This is a genomic window from Methylonatrum kenyense (assembly GCF_023195885.1).
In the GTDB taxonomy this organism is placed as follows: Bacteria; Pseudomonadota; Gammaproteobacteria; order Nitrococcales; family Aquisalimonadaceae; genus Methylonatrum; species Methylonatrum kenyense.
In genome coordinates this window covers 126,173-145,759 of record NZ_JALPKO010000004.1, presented here as the reverse complement: position 1 = coordinate 145,759, position 19,587 = coordinate 126,173, and the positions used below count along the sequence as shown (strand labels likewise).

Below are 19,587 nucleotides of genomic sequence, written 5' to 3'. Positions count from 1 at the left end.
TGGCCCGCGGCAACCTCAGTCCCTGGATTCGGCGGCCTCGTCCGAAGGAGCCTCGACGACGGTGTGAATCTCCACGTTATCGTCCGGTTCCTTGGCCTCATGGCCTGATTCAACCCACGGTTCGTGCGGCAGTGCGGAGCGCTGCCCGCGGCGCGCGGCAAAGCGTTCGCCGTTCAGCGCCCGCAGCAGGCCCGCCATCATCAAGACCACCACCAGTGAAAACGGCAGCGCGGCGGTGATGACCGCGTTCTGCAGGGTCTCCAGGCCGCCTGCCAGCAGCAGCGTCGCGGTCAAAAGCGCGAGGATCACACCCCAGAGCAGGCGATGCACCGTCGGCGGCTCGGGATCACCGCCGGCCAGTATGGTGTTGATGACCAGCGTTCCGGCATTGGCCGACGTGATCAGGTAAGTGGCAATCAGAACAACCATCGCGGCGCTGGCGACCACTCCCAGCACGCCGATATCCAGCGCCTGGATCGTCACGAACAGGGCCACGGCCTCGTCCCGGGACACCGCCTCGACGATTCCGCCGTCACCGAACAACTCATGGTGCAGCGCGGTGCCGCCGAGCAGTCCGATCCAGATGATGGTTATCGCGGTCGGCACCAGCAGCACGCCCATCACGAATTCCCGGAACGTCCTGCCGCGGGAGACCCGGGCAATGAACATCCCCACGAACGGCGACCAGGCGAGCCACCAACCCCAGAAGAAGACCGTCCATTCCGCCTGCCAGTCACTGCCACGCGTCACGTTGGTGTGGAAGGTCAGTGCCAGCAGATTCTGGATGTAGTCGCCGGTGGCCTCGATGGTCAGACCGATCAGGTACTGGGTCGGACCGAAAACTAGCAGGAAAACAACCACTCCAATGCTAAGCCAGACGTTGAATTCGGACAGCAGGCGGACACCACGCTGGACGCCGGACATCACCGAGATGGTCGCGATACCCATGATGACGGCGGTAACGGTGAGTTGCAGCGTTACCGAGGTCTCGATGCCGAAAACCTGGCCCAGGCCGGCATTCATCTGCTGCACGCCCAGGCCCAGGGTCGTCGCCACCCCGAACACCGTGCCGAACACGGCGAGCACGTCCACGCAGTCGCCCCAGCGGCCGCGGAAGCGTTCGCCAAGGAACGGAAACAGGGCCGAACGGATGGTCAACGGCAGTCCGTGGCGAAACGCGAAATAACCGAGGACCAGGCCAACAAAGGAAAAGATTGCCCAGCCGTTCAGACCCCAGTGAAAGAAACTGAGGCGCATGGCCACCGTCGCCGCCTCGGCGCTCTGGCCGTCCTCGACGAACGGGTTGGACTGGAACTGGAGGATGGGCTGCGCCACGGCCCAGAACAGGATGCCAACCCCGGTGCCTGCCGCGAACAGCATGCTGATCCACGAAAAATAGGTAAACTCCGGCCGCTCGTCGTCGCCACCCAGACGCACGTTCTTGTAGCGCCCGGTGCCGAGCCAGGCCATGAAGAACAGCAGAAAGCCGACCAGCAACACGTAGTACCATTCCAGGAACGGCGTCAGGAAACCGCGCATCGCACCCACCGCCTGCGCGCTTTGCGTCGTGTAAGCAGCACCGGCAATCACCGCCGCGAGCACCACGACCATCGAAATGATGGTCACCCGCGGGTTCATGCCTTTCAGCGGACCGCTTTCAGCCTGGCCGTAGAATGGGTCGGTATTGATCAGCTCTCGCGGCTTCGACTCAGCCCCCATGGGTTCTTTCATCTCCGTCTGATGGCCGGGCCGCAAGCCTATCGTGACGACGCCTGTCCTGAAACCGGCCGCGATCAGCCTGGCGCACCAATTCGGTCAGGTCCTTGGCCTGCTCCGGGAACCAGGCAATACCGATGCTGACCGACACCTCCAGCACACCGGCAACGGACAGCCGCATGGGCTCGGCAATGGCCGCACGCAGTTTGTCGGCCACCCGCTGCGCATCCGCCGGCGCGTCCGTGTTCGGCAGGAGAATGACGAATTCATCGGTCCCGACCCGCCCCAATACATCCGAGGCTCGCAGCACCGTCATCATCCGGCGGGCCAGCTCGCGCAGCAATTCGTCGCCGGCCGCCTGCCCGAAGCGATCACTGATGGCTTTGAAGCCCTCCAGATCCAGGTAAAGCAACGGCAGCGACCGATTTTCACGTTGCGCCAGCTCCAGCGCCTGCTGGGTCAGTTCCAGTGACAGACGGCGATTGGGCAATGCGGTGAGGCGGTCGTAATGCGCCAGCTGCCGCAGGCGTGACTGCATCTCGACGCGATCGGTCACGTCATTGGCAAAGCCGACCCAGCTGACCGTGCCGTCTATCCGACGCTGTGGCTCGCCGATCCACTCGATCCAGCGAAGCCCGCCGCTTTGGGCGTGATACACGCGAAAACAAAGCTCGCCGGCCCGCAGTGTCTCCACCTGCTCCTGCAACTGCCGCATGAACCGGTCGCGATCCTCCGGATGGATCAGGTCCAACAGGCAATGCGCATCGCGGCTTAGCGCATCGGCCGCAATGCCGAGGACAGGTTCGACGGCACGGGACACGAAACGAACGCGCAGGACTTCGTCCGGCGACATTTCCAGTTCATAGATGAATCCCGGCATGTGACGGTCGACAGCTGCCAGCGCGTCCGGCAGTGTTGCCGGCGGGCGGGCAAGCGCCGTCAACAGTATCAGACCCGGCGATTCCGGCAGTTGCCGGAGGACCACGTCCAGTTCGCTCAGGGCAAGCCCGGGCACCAGACTCAGCGCGAGGCAGGCGTCGCCGCGTGGCCCTCCTGCGCCGGCAAGCCAGTCCCGCAACCGGGCGCGCGCTGCCGTGTCCAGCAACTCGACCTCGACTGCATCCTCGGGCAACCCGAGCAGCCGACAGAGCGCCGGGCTGACCACGAGGGATTCCACCGCCCCCAGATCATTGATCTGCAACAGCGCATAATGGGCACCGCTCTCGTTCCAGAGTGCCCGCAGCAGGTCTGCTGTCTGGTCTGCGGTCAGGCTATCCGGGCGCACCACGTCACCTCCCTGAGAGATACTTTCCGAAACGGCTCGCGCCAACAAGGAAGCGCGGATCGGTCAGGCTGAGGTATCGTCGCAGAATGGCGACAGCTGTTAAACGGGCACGAACCGACACGAACGAAATTTCCTTGCTATCCGGGAGAGTCGTCTGATGTACGTGTGCGGTTCGCATTTTCGACGGATGGGGAAGACACTGCGGTGCACTGGCTTGGCCTGATGCAGTTCGCCGGGGGGCTTGGCCTGCTGTTGCTCGGCATGCGTTTGATGAGCGAGGGGCTGCGAGTCTCCGCCGGCGATGCCCTGCGCCAGATTCTCGCGGCATGTACCGGCAGCCGTTGGCGTGGCCTCGGCTCGGGGGTCATGATCACGGCCCTGGTCCAATCATCCAGCGCCGTGACCTTTGCGACGGTCGGCTTCGTCAACGCCGGGCTGTTATCCGTGGCACAGGCGATCAGCATCATCTACGGCGCCAACGTGGGCACCACGCTGACCAGCTGGCTGGTGGCGCTACTTGGCTTCAATGTCAATCTGCAGATACTCGCACTGCCGGCCATCGCCGTCGGTGCCGCACTGCGCATCGGAGCAAGCAGTCGACGCCGCGGCCCACTCGGCGACGCGCTTGCCGGCTTCGGCCTGTTCTTCATCGGTATCGATATCCTGCGGCTGGCATTCCAGGACCTGGGCGGCAGTGTCGACCTTGGCGCCCTCGCCCTGCCGGGCATCGCCGGCGTCCTGATCATGCTGCTGATCGGGATCATCCTGACCGTACTGATGCAGTCCTCCAGCGCCGCGCTGGCGCTGACACTGACCGCCGCCGCCGGCGGCCTGGTTCCGCTTCCCGCCGCCGCTGCCATGGTTATCGGCGCCAACCTGGGTACCACGTCGACGGCGGTCTTCGCGGCCATCGGCGCCACCGTCAACGCCCGCCGAATCGCCCTGTCCCATGTCGTTTTCAATGCTGTGACGGCCATCGTGGCGCTGGCGACGCTGCCGTTGCAGCTCTGGCTTGCGTCCCGGGCCGGCGGCCTGCTGCCCGGCCCGGCAGGGATTGCCACCACGCTGGCGGTGTTCCACACGCAGACGAAACTTGCCGGCCTGGCCGTCATCTGGCCCCTGACGGACCGCCTTGTCAGCTGGCTGCACCGGCGTTTTCGAACAACCGAGGAAGATCTGGCGAAACCAGAGTTCCTTGACCGGAACGTGTTGCGGAGTCCGGCCCTGGCATTGGACGCCGTGGCGCTTGAACTGCAGCGCACCGGAAACATGGCCAATGCCCTGCTGCTGGACAGCCTGGCTGGTCGCGATGCCGCGTTGATGCCACGACGCGATGCGCTGGAACAGCGGCTCGACTACATCGCCGAGTTCGTCAACCGCCTGCACGACACCGACTTGCCGGAGGCACTGCGGGAGGCCCTGCCCCTGACTCTGCGCACCGGACAGTATCAGGCCGATATCGCAGAACGCGCGCTGGATTACCGGCGCCAGCGACGCGGCCGCACGGCCGGCGCAGACACCAGCGGAACACGTGACGCCTGGCAATGGTGCGAACGTCTTGCCGTTGCCATCGGCGAACACGGGGACTGGGGTGTCGGGGCCGAGACCGGCGTCAGTGACTGGGCCAACCCCCTGCTGAACGATTACCAGCACATCAAGGAGAAGCTGTTGCGCGAGGGAAGCCAGGGCAGCCTGCCGGTGCGGCGCATGGTCAACCTGCTGGATGAACTCAGCACGCTACGGCGCGCACTCGATCAACTGACAAAGGGGCTGCATACACTGCGGACAATCCGACCCGACGAGAAAACCGAGAGCACCGAAGAGGTTCCACCGGCTTGACCGCCATACCGTCGATAACCAACGCTCAAGTAAATTCCGACCAACCCGTGGGATGGCACAACAGGGGGATACCATGACGGAAACACGGCTGGCCTGGTTGTTGGTCTGCGCGTACGGCCTTATCGCCCTGTTGCCGTTGCTACTGGCAACGCTCCAGGGACTGCCGCCACGACCGTTCCTGGATGACCTGGCCAGCGGCCTGGCCCTGGTCGGGTTCTCCATGCTGTTGCTTGAGTTCCTGCTCTCGGGCCGCTTCAAGGGACTGTCGGCCCTGGTTGGCATGGACCGGGTGATGCAGTTTCATCAACTGATGGCCTGGATCCTGGTGGCCCTGCTGGTGATCCACCCGTTCCTCTACTACCTTCCGACCGGTGCCACTGCCGGGCCGATGCAGGGACCGGCCACCGAGGGTGGCGACATCGACTTCCTGCCCAGCCTCACGGGCTGGATCGCCTGGTTCCTGCTGCTGCTTCTGGTGTTTACCGCTGCGGTCCGCGACGACCTGGGAATACGCTACGAAACCTGGCGCGCCAGCCACGGCATCGGTGCCGTGCTGATCGCGCTGCTCGGTCTGCATCACACGCTGGAAGCCGGTCACTACAGCGGCGATCCGCTGCTGGCCACGGTCTGGTCGCTGGCCGTCCTGATCGCCATCGCCTCGCTGATTCACGTGCATCTGCTGATCCCGTTGGGGCAGCGCCGGCACCCTTACCGCGTCGGCGCCGTCGAAAAGGAGGCGGATCGAACCTGGACCCTGATGCTGGAACCGGACCGCGAGGCCGGACATCCGGGTACGCCGTTTCCCTATCTGGCCGGACAATTCGTCTGGCTGCGCTTCCAGCGCGCCCTGTTCCGCATTACCGAGCATCCGTTCTCGCTCAGCTCGGCGCCGAGCGAGGGACTGCAGCTGCGCGTCACGATCAAGGAGGCCGGCGACTTCACCAATGGCATCCGCGATATCCTGATCGGCAGCCGCGTCTATCTGGATGGTCCCTACGGCAATTTCACGCTGCAACCAGGAGACATTCGCCCGCTGGTTCTGATCGGCGGCGGCGTCGGCATGGCACCGCTGATGGCCTTGTTGCGCGACGTGGTGGCGCGCGGTGTCTCGCGGCACATGCGCGTCATCCAGGGCAACAACACCGAGCAGGAAATCCTGTATCGGGAGGAGCTGGCCGATAGCGAGGCCCAGGGCCGCGCGCAGGTCCATCAGGTGCTGGCCGAACCGCCGGCAGGCTGGCAGGGTGAAAGCGGCTTCCCCGACGGCGCGCTCCTCACCCGCTGTATCTCCGAATCGGAGCGCGACAATGGCGTGTTCTACGTCTGTGGTCCGCCGGCCATGATCGATGCCGTCGAGGACACCCTGCTGAACCGGTTCGGCATCGCGCCGGAGCGCGTGATCTGCGAGCGCTTCCGCTACACGCTGGGTAACCGCCGGGGCAGCACCGGCCGCCTGCTCAAGGCCTGCCTGCTGACCGCCGGCGCGCTGCTGCTGGCCATGGTGCTGTTTGCCTTGCGATGAACGCGCCGGAGAAAACGACGCCGGACGGCCAGCGCCGTGTCGTCTTTCGCACCCGCGGCCTGTGCCGGACCTATCGGCTGGGTGAAACCGAGGTACACGCGCTGCGTGGCGTCGATCTCGACCTTTACGCCGGAGAACTCGTGGTCATGCTCGGCGCCTCCGGCTCCGGCAAGTCCACACTGCTGAACCTGCTCGGCGGACTCGACGCGGCCAGCAGCGGCGAGGTGTTCTATGGCGAGCAGGACCTGTCCCGCGTCAGTGAACGACAACTGACGCGGTTCCGCCGCGACCATGTCGGCTTCGTGTTCCAGTTCTACAACCTGATCTCGAGCCTGACCGCGCGCGAAAACGTGGCCATCGTCACCGACATCTGCGAACGGCCGATGCCACCTGAGGACGCACTGGCACTGGTTGGCCTTGGCGAGCGGCTGGATCACTTCCCGGCGCAGCTCTCCGGCGGTGAACAGCAACGGGTGGCAATCGCCCGCGCGATTGCCAAGCAGCCCGCCGTGCTGCTCTGCGACGAGCCCACCGGGGCGCTGGATTCGCAGACCGGGCGTCAGGTACTGAACGCGTTGCTCGACATCAACCGCAGGCTCGGCACCACCACCGCGATCATCACCCACAATGCAGTCATCGCCGAGATGGCGCATCGGGTCATCCGGCTACGCGATGGCCGCATTGCCGACATCGCCGACAACCCCAGCCCCCGTTCGCCGGACGAGCTGGCCTGGTAGCCCGCATGCGCACGCTGCGCCGCAAGCTGTTGCGGGACCTGCTGACACTGCGGGGCCAGATCCTGGCGATCGCCGTGGTCATCGGCGCCGGCGTCATGACTCTGATCCTCGGCGTCACCACTCTGAGCGCACTCAGCCTGACCCAGGAGCGGTTCTACCAGGAGCGTGGCTTCGCCGAGGTGTTCGCCGACCTGACCCGGGCGCCGGAGAGCCTGTTGCCGCGGCTGGCCGAAATACCCGGCATCGACCGGATCGAGAGCCGCGTCCGCAGTGGCGTCCGACTGCGCGTCGACGACTTCGACGATCCGGTCCGGGGCCTGGTGCTGTCGATTCCGGATGGCCGCCAGCCGGACATCAACCGCCTGCACCTGCGCATGGGGCAGCTGCCGCAGCCGGAGCGACAGGATGAAGTGGTGGTCAGTGAACCCTTCGCCGAAGCCCATGGCCTGCTGCCCGGCGACCAGTTGACCGCGATCATTCACGGGCGCGAACAGCGCCTGCGAATCAGCGGCATCGCGCTCTCGCCGGAATTCGTCTACCAGACCGGACCCGGTGACCTGTTACCGGATTACCGCCGTTACGCCACCCTGTGGATGAACCGCAGCGCTCTGGCCCGGGCCACCGACCTGGACGGCGCCTTCAACAGCCTGGTGGCCACCCTGCAAGCCGGTGCCCGCACGGAAGATGTACGCCAGGCCCTCGACCGCCAGCTGCAACGCTATGGCGGCCAGGGCAGCTACGATCGGGACGAACAGGCCTCGCACCGGTTCATCAGTGAGGAACTGAACCAGTTGCGGGTCATGGCGGTTGCCTTTCCGATGATCTTCCTCGGTGTCGCCGCCTTCCTGCTCAGCGTGCTCCTGGAGCGCATCATCCGCCAGCAGATCCAGGAAATCGCGGTGCTCAAGGCCTTCGGCTACGGTATCGGCCAGATCGCGCGACACTATCTGGCCCTGACCGCCCTGATCGTCGGCCTCGGCCTGCTGCTGGGCCTGGGTTTCGGCGCCTGGGCCGCGGAAGCCTATGCGCGGCTCTACATCGAGTACTTCCGATTCCCGGAACTGTATTTCCGCCTGCAGCCCGACGTAGTGCTGCTGGCGGTGGCGGTGGCCATCCTGGCCGGTGGCATCGGCACCGGCCGTGCCGTGGCCCGCGCGGCCCGGTTGACACCAGCCCAGGCCATGCGGCCACCGCTGCCGGCGCGCTATCGCCGGGGCCGGCTGGCCGACACGGCATTCTGGCGCCGTCTTGACCAGCCGGCGCGCATGATCCTGCGCAACCTGGGCCGGCATCCGCTCAAGTCAGCGCTGTCGATGCTTGGCATCGCCCTTTCAACCAGCCTGATCCTGGTCGGCAGCTATCAATTCCAGGCCGTGGACCGCCTGCTGGACATTCAGTACCGGCTGGTGGAGCAGGCCGACCTGCATCTGACCCTGACCGAAGCAACCCCCGAGCGCGCCATCGGCGAGCTCCGTCATCTGCCCGGCGTATTGCAGGCGGAGGGCTACAGGCAGGTCCCGGTGCGCCTCTCCCACGGCCATCGTAGTGAACGCACGCTGCTGCTCGGCATGGAGCGTGAACCGCAGTTAAGACGCCTGATCGACGCGGATCACCGCCGCCGCTCACTGCCGGAGGACGGGCTCGTACTGACCGATTTCCTGGCCGAACGGCTCGGGCTGCGCACCGGTGACCCGGTGCAGGTCGAGGTGCTGGATGGCGAGCGTCGGATCCTCGACCTGCCGCTGGCGGCCGTTGTCGCCGAGCCGATCGGCGTCGGTGCTTACCTGGAACGGCGGGCGCTGAATCGGCTGCTCGGCGAGGGTCCGGCCATCAACGGTGCTTGGCTGGCGATCGATCCGGCATCCCGCGACGAGCTGTTCCAGCGACTCGACCAACTGGCGGTGGTCGCCGGAATCGGCGTTATCGGAGAGTCCGAGACCGCGATTCGCGCCTACATCGACGAGACCATGCTGGTCCTGATGGGAATCCTGCTGGTGCTCGCCGGCAGCATTGCCTTTGCCGTGGTCTACAACAATGCGCGCATCGCCTTTGCCGAGCGGCAGCGTGAACTGGCGACCCTGCGGGTGCTGGGCTTCGGTCGCGGCGAGGTGGCCTGGGTGCTGATCGGCGAGTTGCTGCTGCTGACCCTGATCGCGATCCCGCTGGGCTGGCTGATCGGCACCGGCTTCGCCTGGCTACTGACCGAGGCCCTGAGCATGGACCTGCTGCGCCTGCCCTTCGTGGTCACCGCGCAGGCCTATGGCCTGTCCGGTGCCGGCATTCTGCTCGCCACCGCGCTCTCGGTTTTGCTGATTCAGCGCCGCTTGCGCAGACTGGACATGGTGACGGCCCTGAAGGCCGCGGAGTAGGCAGCGATGTCACTGACCCGAAAAGCGCTCTACACCCTGCTTGGGCTTGCCCTCGTCGGGGGCATCATCGTCCTTCTGCTGCCCGCGCCGCTGCCCGTCAGCACGGTGATCGCGGAACGCGGGCCCTTTTCGGTAGTGATCGAGGAGGAAGGCCGGATGCAGTTGCGCGATCCGCATCGCGTGTCCGCGCCGATCAGCGGCTTCCTGCGCCGGGTCGTGCTGGAACCCGGCGACACGGTCAACGCCGGCGACGCCCTGTTCGAGCTGGAGGCCATGCCATCACCGTCACTGGATCCCCGCGCCCGCGAACAGGCGCGGGAGGCCGTTTCCGCGGCCCAGGCCAGGCTCGAGCTAGCCCAATCCGAACTCGACATCCGCCGCACCCAGCGACAGCTTGCGGAGTCGGAGCTTCAACGGCACGAGACCCTGCACGACCAGCAGTTCCTGTCCACCGAGCAACTGGAACGCAGCCGGAGTCAGCGCGACGCCAGCCGCGCCGCCGAGCGCAGTGCGCGGCATGCGATCGAGATCGCGAGCTTCGAGCTGGAGGCCGCGCGCATCGCACTGGCCATCCAGGACGGCGAGCGCGCACCGGAGACACAACCGACGCTGACCGTGCGTGCACCGATCAGCGGCACCATCGTTGCCCGCCCCCGTTGCTGCGAGGGGCCGATCAATGCCGGCGACCTGGTCCTCGAGATCGGCGATCTGGAGCAACTCGAGGCCCGCGTGGACCTGCTGTCGATGGATGCCGTGCAGGTCGAACCGGGGACGCCGGTACGTATCGAGCGCTGGGGTCGGGACGAGCCGCTGCAGGGCACGGTGCGGCGGGTCGAGCCACGCGGTTTCGAACGCACCTCGGCGCTCGGCGTGGAGGAACACCGGGTGCCGGTGCTGATCCGCATTGATACCGAACGCGTTGCCTGGCAGCGGCTCGGGGACGGCTATCGGATCGAGGCCCGTTTCGTGATCTGGGAGGAGGAGGACGTGCTGCAACTGCCCTCAAGCGCCCTGTTCCGCAGTGGCCGGCAATGGCAGGTGTTCGCGGTTCGTGACGATCGCGCCCAGCGCCGTGACGTGGAGATCGGCCAGCGCAGCGGCGGCCAGGTGCAAATAATCTCGGGCCTGGAGCCCGGCGAGGAGGTCATCATTCACCCCAGCGATCGCATCAGCGACGGCAGCCGGGTGCGTCCGGACCCGGTCTGAAAGCGCCTACGGCCACGGTGCTGCTAGCGTTTCCCTAGTTGTCTGCATTGCCGTCGTCTGCCGAACACCGGCTTGTCTGACAGCGGCGTCGGAATCGCCGATCGGCATACCAGCCATACAGCCGCTCCAGCGGCCCGACCAGGCGCAGGCCACGCACCAGCCGGGCCAGCCAGTGCCAGTACGGCAAGTACTCCCAGACCATGGCGAAGGCATCGACGCCCTGGCGCATCCGACCGTCCGCATCGCGGGCATGGAAACGACGCATCGCCGTGCGCCAGTCGACGCCGCTGCCGTCGAGCAACTCAGGCTCGGCGGCGATGTCCCGCCAGTCGATGGCATGCCGGCGATCCAGGCGCTGGTAAAAACCGATCTCCCGGCGGCAGACCGGACAGCCACCATCGAAAAAGACCACAGGGCGCTTGTTGTCATGCATCCGCATCGTCCTTCCGCGCCATCAGCATGTCGTTGTCACTCATCGAGCGTGACAGCCACATGCGGCGGCTCAATGGATTGACCTTGACACCAACCTGGCGGATTACCTCGAGACCATCCTTCGCCAGCATGTCCGCCACTGCTACGGGTTCGGGAAGCGCCGCCATTGATGGGTGCCCTTCGCCAGCAGGATGTAGTCTGTGCCTGCGATGGGACCAATCGCAGCGCCGACGGTTCAGCGGAGTCGGGACAAGGCACCGGCAAGGGCCAGCAGGAAACCGGTCAGGCAACCGCCATAGGCCAGCAGGGACAGGCCCAGCGACGGCGGCAGCAGCGGTGTCACCATGGCCATCAACAGGCTCAGGCTGAGCAGCATCAGCAGGATGCCGTAGACGATCAGGCGCATGGCGTCAACGATGCAGCAGACAGGCAGACAGATGTCCGGGCCGCGGCTCGAAATCCGGCGGATCCTCGATATCGCAGACACCGGGCATGTGTTTGGGACAGCGGGGATGGAAGCGGCAACCCGGTGGCGGATTGAGCAGGCTCGGGGCCTCGCCGCCAGGCACCTCGCGCAGGTCGAGGGCGTTATCCGGATCGGGATCGGCCAATGCCGCCAGCAGTGCCTGGGTGTAGGGATGCTGCGGGTGATCCAGCAACTCTTGCACAGCCGCGGTCTCGACGATCCGGCCCGCGTACATGACGAATATCCGGTCGGCGAAATGCCGCACCGTGGACAGGTCGTGGGTGATGAACGCCAGCGTCAACTCGCGGCGCTGCTGTATGCCGCGCAGCAGATTGAGGATCTCAACCCGCACCGAGGCATCCAGCATCGACACCGGCTCGTCGGCGATCAACAGCGATGGCTCAAGAATCAGCGCCCGGGCGATCACCACACGCTGTTGCTGACCACCGGAAAGCATATGCGGGAACTTGCGCAGGTAATCATCCGCCGGTGACAGCCGGACCTCTTCCAGCACGGCGCGGATACGACGCTCGCGCTCGCTGCGGCCGATACCGTGCACCTTGAGCGGCTCGGCAAGGATGCGGCGCACATCGAGAAACGGCGGCAAGGCGCCAAACGGATCCTGCTGCACATAACCGACGCGTGCACGGTAATCACGCATGGCCCGGCGCCCGAGTCGCGCCATCGACTGACCCTCGAAGACGACGTCGCCCTCGGTGGGCTGATGCAGGCCCAGCAGGGTCCGCGCCAGCGAGCTTTTGCCGCAGCCACTTTCGCCGACAAAGGCCACCGATTCACCGCGTTGCAGGGCAAAGCTGACCCCGTCGACCGCCTTCACCGAACCCAGGCGCATGAAGCCCCACTGGCGCAGCTCGAACCAGGTACGCAGGTCCCGCACCTCGACCAGGGACTGGCCGGCAGCCGCCGTTGCGGTGGACGCAGCCTGACTCATGACAACTGACTCCCGCCGGCATGCAGCCAGCAACGGACCCGGCGCCGGTCGCCCTTGCGAAATGCGCCGGGATCCCGCTCGCAGCGGTCGAAACGGGATGGGCAGCGGTCCGCGAAACGACAGCCCGACGGCGGGTCGAGCAGGCTCGGTGGCTGCCCGGGAATGTGTGTCGGGCGGGTGTCCTGACGCAGGCGCGGCACGCTGTCCATCAGCATCTGCGCATAGGGATGGGCCGGCTCGCGAAAGAACTCGGCGGCACTGCTGGTCTCGACAATCTGTCCGGCGTACATCAATGCCACCCGGTCGGCCAGTTCGCTGGAGGTGGCAACATCGTGAGTGATCAGAATGAAGCTGGTGCCCTGCTCCCGCTTGATGCGCTTCAGCACGTTCATGATGCTCGCCTGGGTCAGCACATCCAGGGCCGAGGTTGGCTCATCAAGGATGATCAACTGCGGATCGGTGACCAGCGCCATCGCCAGCACCACCCGCTGACGCATGCCGCCGGAGAGTTCAAACGGATAGCGGTTGAGAAAATCCGTCGACACGCCGACCAGGTCGAATACCTCGGCGGCGCGCTCACGGGCCCGACCTCCGGACCAGCCTCGCAACACCCGCAGCGGCTCCGCCACCTGTTCGCCCACTTTCACCACCGGATTGAGCGCATTCATCGAGGCCTGCATGACCAGCGCCATGCGCAACCAGCGCACCTCGCGCCGGAAGCGTTCCTCGTCCAGCGCCATGATGTCCTCGCCCTCCAGCAGGACCCGGCCCTGCGGCTCGCCGGCATTGCGCGGCAGGGTTCGCATCAGGGCCTTGGCCAGCGAACTCTTGCCGCAGCCGCTCTCGCCGAGCACCACCAGGGCTTCCCGATGACGGATCTCGAAATCCACGCCCGCCACCGCCTGCACCAGGCCCTGCCTGGTGTGGTAGTTCAGGCGCAGGTTTTCGACGCTGAGCAGCGGCACGGCCATCTACAAGGTCCTCAGTCGCGGATTGAAAATGCGGTCCAGGGCGAAGCCGAGCATCGCGAAACCGAGCCCGGTCAGCATCAGCAGGAAGGCCGGCGACAGCACCCAGTAGTAGTACTGGCTGTACAACGCACTCTCGCTCTGCGCGTCGTTCAGCACCTTGCCCCAGGTGGGCAGCACCGGATCACCGAGTCCGAGCACCGCCAGCGAGGCCTCGAGGAAAACGAAGGTCGGGATCAGCGTAACGAAGGTCGGGATCAGCACCGGCAGGATGCGCGGAATCATGTAGCGCAGGATGATCCGGGTGTTGCCGGCGCCATAGGCGCGGGCAGCCTCGATGTAGGGCGCCTGACGGATCGGCAACAGCATGGCCCGGTACATCTTGATACCGGCACTGAATATGCCGAGCGCCACCACCACCCCGAGCATTAGCCAGATACTGGTGGAATACAGCGTCCCGACCATGACCAGGATCGGCAGCAGGGGCAGGATCATGTTGACCTCGGTCAGCCGCTGGATGGTGGCGTCGACCCAACCGCCGAACCAGACTCCGGTGGCAGCGATTATCAACGTGGTGATGGTGGTTCCCACCGCCGCCAGCAGGCCGAAGGCGAGGGCCACCGGCGTGCCCCACATCAGGGCCACCATCAGGTCCCGGCGCTGGTGATCGGTTCCGGCCAGCCCGTGGACCCGGCCGTAGAGTACGAGCTCGGCCTCGAAATCGGCATTCTCCTCGAACACGATGACATCCAGGGTCAGCTCGTACTCGCCGGTCTGTACCCGTGCATCCCCCGGTTCGGAATCGGGGGTTGCCAGCAGGCCGATATGCGGCACCAGGCCAAGCCGCTGTTCCAGCGCCCGGTCCTGGGATATCGACATGCGATCCTGGCGCGAGATACGGCTGCCGCCCAGCGGCATCTCGCGACCATCCGGCGTACGCCAGACCAGGCGCGCAAACGGCTCGCGCTCATGGCCGTCGGCATCGAAGAACACCGTCATTTCCGATGGAAAATCACCGGCCTGAAAATCCACCCGCAGCGGAATCGACAGCCGCTCGCCACCCTCGAAGGCCTCGCGTTCGATCTCCGCGTCGCGGCTCGACACCACCTTGGTCTCCGGCGCCTGGCCACCGAGCAGGCGATCCGACCAGACCGGGCTCGCGTTCACCGGATACAGCCGCCACTGATCGCCGCCCCGCCACTTGTCCAGCGCATCGTCGTAGGGAATGACGACCACGGTATAGACCGCGAGGCCGACCAGGAAGGCGATGATTCCCAGGCCGATGATGGCGGACGGGTAATTGCGCAGTTCGGCCAGGGCGGAGGACAACCGTCCCATCAGTCGCCTCCAAGGCGGATGCGCGGATCCAGGATCGCGTAGAGGATGTCAAGCAGGAACACGGTCAGTGCCAGCAGGTAGGCGAAGATCACCACCGAGCCGATGATCACCGGCGTATCCCGGTGACCAATGGCCTGGAACAGCAGGGTGCCCAACCCCGGCCAGTTGAACACCTGTTCCAGAATGATCGCCCCGCTCCACAGGCCGATCAGCATCAGCAGGAAGCTGGTGACAATCGGCGACAGCGTCGGCCGCAGGATGTAGCGCCGTTCGATCAGCTTGTCCGGCAGCCCCTTGGCACGGGCCATCTCGACGTAGTCCTCGCTGGAATGGATCAGGAAGAAGGTGCGCCAGGAATAGATCGAGATGAAGATCTGCGACAAGAACATGGCCAGCACCGGCAGCAGCATGTGCCGCAGCACGTCCAGCCCGTAGTGCAGCGGATTCTCTGGTGGCGGCGCCTGCACCATGCCGCCGGACGGCAGGATCGGCACGACGAAGGCAAACAGCAGGATCAGGAAAATGCCGTAGAACCAGGCAGGCGCGGCGGAACTCGGCGCCAGCGCGATGACACTGCGATCCATGGCACTGCCGTAGCGCCGCGACAGCGAGAGCGCGATATAGACCGAGAAGAAAAACACCAGCAGGTTGGCGGTACCGAACAGCAACAGGGTCGCCGGCAGGCGCTCGACGATGATGTTGTAGACCTGCCGCGAGCCGGTATCGCTGTGCATCTGCTCGGCGCGGCCGAGGTCCAGCAGCATGGCCCGGTACAGATAGTCGAAGCTGCGCAGGATGAACGGCTGGTCAAGCCGCAGCCGCTCGACCTCCAGGTCCACCTGCCGCTGGATCAGGGCGTTGCGTTCCTCGCTGGACATGTCCTGGAACGCCGGATCGCCGCGCACCATCTCGGAGACCTCGCCCTGAATCTGGACCATGCGCAGGTCATCCACCCGGCCGCCCATATTGGCGATCAGGATGGTGAGATAGACACCGACCAGAATGGTCAGGAACAAGGCCAGCAGGCGCTTGCCGGTGAACAGGCCCAGGCGGCGAAAATCCCGTTGCATGCCGACCGCCGCAGTCATTCGCCCCCCCCGCTCTGCGCGGCTCGCCGCGCGGGCACAGTGGCGAAGCCATGGGTGGCAAAGCTGGGCAGTGCCACGCGGTGGCTGGTGACCGCGAATTCCAGGCTATTGGCGCCCGCCCCCAGGGCCTCGATCTGACCGCGGCTCAGGGTCACGGTCCAGTCGCCGTCGTCGTTCTGCGAGGCATCACCGCGCACCGCCAGCTCACCACTGCCATCGAATAGCAGGTAGCGCACTGCCTCGATGTCCTCGCTGGCATAGGGTTCGCCCTCGAAGGTGATGCTGAGCCGGAACTCCGCCTCTTCGCCCTGCTCGACCACCAGCGGCCCGTCCAGGCTGAGTTCCGGGATCTCGGCCCGGGTGAAGCGCAGCCACTTGTCGGAAGGATCGGGAAAATCCTCGAACCGTCGCAGCACCAGACTGCGCTCCACCGCATGCACCGAATGCAGGTAGAACGGCCCATCGCCAACCAGGAAGTGACCCCTGTCCGCATACCAGTCACTGATCGCGGCATACCGTTGCCGCGCCTCATCCTCACCCAGCACATCCGCGAGCACCCCGGCAAACGGGACATAGTTCTCATTGCGCGAGCGCTCCAGGTGACGATTCAGGATACTCAGGCTCGGGCCGCCAACCAGGTTCAGCCAGTCCACCTGCATGCGGTCCGCCTTGTTGGAGGAGAACGCGAGATCGCCCGCACGCTCGGCGCGAATGCCCAGCGCCAGCATGTGCCATGGCTGTGCCGAGGGCGCCCGGGCGCCCACCATGTTCTCCGCATCCGGGTAGATCTGATCACTGTAGATCTCCACCGTCAGCGGCGATTCGGAGACGATGCGCCATCCGCGAAAATGCTGCCGATGCACTTCGAAGGTCGGCACATGGGCCGGATCGAACAGCGGACTGTCCTCATCGGCCCGTTCGTAGCTGAGAATCCAGGGCAGCAGGATATCGGCCAGCGAGACCCGGCTGCCGTCATGCCAGTAGCGATCGAAGTAACCGTCCTCGTAGCGGATCCGAATCCGGCTGCGAGCAGTGGGTGGCTCGTCGCCATGGGCTTCGTCGACGGTAACAAAACGCCCCTCCGAGCTGTCCCAGTCGATCCAGGCGTCGCCGGGTACGGTGATCTCGGCGGCGGAGTCGAGACTGACCCAGTCCAGCGTGCGATTGACCGGCACGCCCTCTTCCACCGTGACCTCCGCCTCGGCCAGCCGCTGCGGCCAGTAGAGACCGGTGAATGGGTCCGGCATGACCGCCGAATCCTCGATCGCGTTCAGCACCATTCGGTCAAAGATCCAGCCGCTGCCGGAGACCGGATTCCAGGGCTCGGTGAGCAGGCTCGGCGCCGCCATCACCATATTGCCGCCGACCCGGTCCCGGTAACGCAAGGTATAGGGCCAGAGCGCAGAACCCGCGGTACCACCGGCCAGATCGGCGGCCAGCTCGACGTTTTCCGCCCGCGGCCAGGCGTTCAACTGGTCGACCAGCCAGACCCGCGAGGAATCCTTCATCGCCAGTTCGAGGCCCCGCGCCATCAGCGCCTGCCGCTCGCTCCAGCTGCGATAGTCGCGGCGCTGCAGACGATCGGCCAGGGCGTCGAATTCCGGGTCCGGCTCATAGGCCTGCCAGAGCGCCTCGGCGCGACCGCGCGGGGTGTAGTAATAGGCAAGGTCGGCCGCCACATCGCGGTTGATGGATGGCGAAATCCAGCCTCCTGTGTAGACGTGCCACTGGCCCGACGCCGGATCGGCGGCAATCCAGATGCGCGAGGCCTCCTCCGCGGTGCGGTAGCGCCGTTCCACACGGAACCCCTGGTCTTCGAGCAGATTGGCCACGTAGTCGCCAACCCGGCGACGCTCGTCCTCGGTACGGATGAGCACGATCAGCCTTACCGGGCGGCCCTCGTAATGCCAGATATCGGCCTGCTTGACCGCGCCCAGGTCACGCATGGTTTCGCTGATCGCATCCGCCGCCGCCCGCGGGTCATGCTGGTACTCGAGTTCCAGCGCGCGGGCCACATCGGCCAGCCGGGCAAAATCGGGGAACGCCGTGTTGATCGGCAGGTACCGCGGTACGGCGAGCCCACCGTAGATCTCTTCGGCGATGTAGCTCCGGTTGACCAACCGGTTCAGGGCCTCACGCATGGCCGGCACATGAAAGGGGTTGAGGCTGCCGTCATCGAATTCCGGACCCGACGGATTCAGAGACAGTTCGACCGAGGAACCATAGGACAGGTCGCTGACGACCCGTTGAGAATCGCGTATGCGGTGAAACACGGAGGCGCTGGTAATGCCCTGGGCAAAGACCTGATGGGCGCCGCCCTCGATCAAGCCGCTGACCTTGCCCATGTCCGATTCCTGGGTGAATACCACCTGATCCACTAGCGCGCCGCTGCGCTCGGCCGGATCACCAGGGGTGGCACCGGCCGCGCCCTGCGACGATGTCCGCTCCGTGCCGAGGAATGTCGCAGCAACGATCAGCACGACAAGCATCAGCGCAGTCCCGAGCAGCACCTTTCCCAAATCGACTCCTCCGCAAAAAGGCGGGACTGGAACGGCGGCGTCACCGCCGTTTCCTGTTCGTGAATCCGATGATTTTTCTCGCCCGGCGGTTGTCGGAGTCCGCAGGGCGACTCCATCGACAACACAGCGATCTGTCACGCCGACAACACTACGGCGTGTTTGACGTCAAAAAAACTCCAGATCCGAAATTTCCGCCTCTAACGGATTCGCTTCCGGAGCCGCGATCCCAGACTTCCGCGCCCGCAGCAGTGCCTTCTCCAGCGCGAACACGTGCGGGTCATACTCATCCAGATCTCGCAGGGCCCTGGCGAGGTGCAACAGGTAATCGGAATTGCTGCCGCTCGGACCACAAGCGACCCCTATCTGCCGGGCCAACTCGGCATCCGGCGCCGGGCCGAGAAAGGCCGGGTTGTCGGGCCCGGCAATATAGATCAAGCCGTCCACCTCCTTCTGCCCGGCCAACCAAAGCCGGGTCCACAGGCGCAGATACCCGTTCTTCTCGCGCACATCCAGCGCCCGGAAGACCCGCGCGGCGACCTGATAGGCCATGCCGCCGCAGCGCGTACCGGGTTCTTCCACGAGGGTTACCACACGCCCGGGCCGCCCGGGCGTGCCCCGATGATCCTCCGACCCCTGCCAGAAACGCCGTTGGTAGCCTGTTACCGATGCCGGGCAACGTTGCAGGTACGGAAAGTCGACCTTGTAGATCAGGGAACCGTAGCCAAACAGCCAGACCGGCTCGTCATCGGCCAGGCGATGGCGGGCGGCGTTCCGCGCGATGGTATCCGCCGCGATGCAGGCCGACCCGGTCAACGTAACTGACTGTCCTTGCTGCCCCGACGGTTGTAGCCGGTGAAGCGCTGCTGCTCCTGATCACGCTCACTCTGGCAGCCAACGCAGAATCGCACGCCCGGCACCGCCTCGCGACGGGCCTGCGGAATCGGCGCATCGCAGGCATCACAGAATTCGGCGCTTTCTCCGCGCGGCAGCTGACTGCGTGCGCGCAGCACGGCGTCCTCCACCGTACTGTCGATTTGTTCCTGAACGGCACCTTCACGTGCCCAACCGTTTGCCATGGTCGTCGTCCTCAATCTGCGAGAGCCATAGGCGGCTCTTCGATCATTGTGTAGGGTGGACACCGGGCAAGCCG

General features: G+C 65.5%; 16 protein-coding genes and 1 pseudogene. 5 read left to right on the top strand and 12 right to left on the bottom strand.

Annotated features, from left to right (window positions below):
- Window positions 1-15 precede the first annotated feature (15 nt).
- Entirely contained in the window at window positions 16-1,719 is a 1,704-nt protein-coding gene (locus tag M0534_RS06680; protein WP_248567639.1) for a BCCT family transporter, read from the bottom strand.
- Window positions 1,709-3,004, bottom strand: a complete 1,296-nt coding sequence (locus M0534_RS06675; RefSeq protein WP_248567638.1) for a diguanylate cyclase domain-containing protein — start codon at window positions 3,002-3,004, stop codon at window positions 1,709-1,711. Before M0534_RS06675 ends, M0534_RS06680 begins: the two co-directional genes overlap by 11 nt.
- Before the next feature lie 201 nt (window positions 3,005-3,205).
- On the opposite strand from M0534_RS06675, the gene M0534_RS06670 reads away from it, so the two are divergent.
- The 5 genes from M0534_RS06670 to M0534_RS06650 all read left to right on the top strand — a co-directional run bounded on the left by M0534_RS06670 (window position 3,206) and on the right by M0534_RS06650 (window position 10,674).
- Entirely contained in the window at window positions 3,206-4,840 is a 1,635-nt protein-coding gene (locus M0534_RS06670) for a Na/Pi cotransporter family protein (RefSeq protein WP_248567637.1), read from the top strand.
- A gap of 73 nt (window positions 4,841-4,913) precedes the next feature.
- Window positions 4,914-6,362, top strand: coding sequence for a ferredoxin reductase family protein (locus M0534_RS06665; protein ID WP_248567636.1), 1,449 nt, complete (start codon window positions 4,914-4,916; stop codon window positions 6,360-6,362).
- A complete protein-coding gene (locus tag M0534_RS06660; RefSeq protein WP_248567635.1) occupies window positions 6,359-7,099 on the top strand; it encodes an ABC transporter ATP-binding protein in 741 nt (246 codons plus the stop codon). The genes M0534_RS06665 and M0534_RS06660 overlap by 4 nt, the downstream gene beginning before the upstream one ends.
- Window positions 7,100-7,104: 5 nt before the next feature.
- Window positions 7,105-9,468, top strand: coding sequence for an ABC transporter permease (locus M0534_RS06655; protein ID WP_248567634.1), 2,364 nt, complete (start codon window positions 7,105-7,107; stop codon window positions 9,466-9,468).
- A gap of 6 nt (window positions 9,469-9,474) precedes the next feature.
- Window positions 9,475-10,674, top strand: coding sequence for an efflux RND transporter periplasmic adaptor subunit (locus M0534_RS06650; protein ID WP_248567633.1), 1,200 nt, complete (start codon window positions 9,475-9,477; stop codon window positions 10,672-10,674).
- Between the two features lie 34 nt (window positions 10,675-10,708).
- Here the strand turns inward: M0534_RS06650 and M0534_RS06645 are convergent, their stop codons facing one another.
- The 10 genes and pseudogenes from M0534_RS06645 to M0534_RS06600 all read right to left on the bottom strand — a co-directional run bounded on the left by M0534_RS06645 (window position 10,709) and on the right by M0534_RS06600 (window position 19,513).
- Window positions 10,709-11,107 (bottom strand): thiol-disulfide oxidoreductase DCC family protein, encoded by a 399-nt coding sequence (locus tag M0534_RS06645; RefSeq protein ID WP_248567632.1) that lies wholly within the window; start codon window positions 11,105-11,107, stop codon window positions 10,709-10,711.
- Window positions 11,100-11,317, bottom strand: a pseudogene (locus M0534_RS06640) (bifunctional 2-polyprenyl-6-hydroxyphenol methylase/3-demethylubiquinol 3-O-methyltransferase UbiG); the annotation flags it as partial. The pseudogene M0534_RS06640 and the gene M0534_RS06645, both read right to left, overlap by 8 nt.
- Before the next feature lie 24 nt (window positions 11,318-11,341).
- Entirely contained in the window at window positions 11,342-11,512 is a 171-nt protein-coding gene (locus tag M0534_RS06635) for a hypothetical protein (RefSeq protein WP_248567631.1), read from the bottom strand.
- 4 nt (window positions 11,513-11,516) lie between these two features.
- The gene (locus tag M0534_RS06630) at window positions 11,517-12,524 is read right to left on the bottom strand and encodes an ABC transporter ATP-binding protein (RefSeq protein ID WP_248567630.1); all 1,008 of its coding nucleotides are present in this window, start codon (window positions 12,522-12,524) and stop codon (window positions 11,517-11,519) included.
- Window positions 12,521-13,495 (bottom strand): ABC transporter ATP-binding protein, encoded by a 975-nt coding sequence (locus M0534_RS06625; protein WP_248567629.1) that lies wholly within the window; start codon window positions 13,493-13,495, stop codon window positions 12,521-12,523. Before M0534_RS06625 ends, M0534_RS06630 begins: the two co-directional genes overlap by 4 nt.
- The gene (locus M0534_RS06620) at window positions 13,496-14,830 is read right to left on the bottom strand and encodes an ABC transporter permease (RefSeq protein WP_248567628.1); all 1,335 of its coding nucleotides are present in this window, start codon (window positions 14,828-14,830) and stop codon (window positions 13,496-13,498) included.
- Window positions 14,830-15,918, bottom strand: coding sequence for an ABC transporter permease (locus tag M0534_RS06615; protein ID WP_248567627.1), 1,089 nt, complete (start codon window positions 15,916-15,918; stop codon window positions 14,830-14,832). Before M0534_RS06615 ends, M0534_RS06620 begins: the two co-directional genes overlap by 1 nt.
- The gene (locus M0534_RS06610) at window positions 15,915-18,407 is read right to left on the bottom strand and encodes an ABC transporter substrate-binding protein (protein ID WP_248567766.1); all 2,493 of its coding nucleotides are present in this window, start codon (window positions 18,405-18,407) and stop codon (window positions 15,915-15,917) included. The genes M0534_RS06615 and M0534_RS06610 overlap by 4 nt, the downstream gene beginning before the upstream one ends.
- Window positions 18,408-18,602: 195 nt before the next feature.
- Window positions 18,603-19,232, bottom strand: coding sequence for a gamma-glutamylcyclotransferase (locus tag M0534_RS06605; protein WP_248567765.1), 630 nt, complete (start codon window positions 19,230-19,232; stop codon window positions 18,603-18,605).
- A 14-nt stretch (window positions 19,233-19,246) separates the two neighbouring features.
- On the bottom strand, window positions 19,247-19,513 hold the full coding sequence (locus tag M0534_RS06600) for a DksA/TraR family C4-type zinc finger protein (RefSeq protein ID WP_248567626.1): 267 nt from the start codon (window positions 19,511-19,513) through the stop codon (window positions 19,247-19,249).
- Window positions 19,514-19,587: the final 74 nt, after the last annotated feature.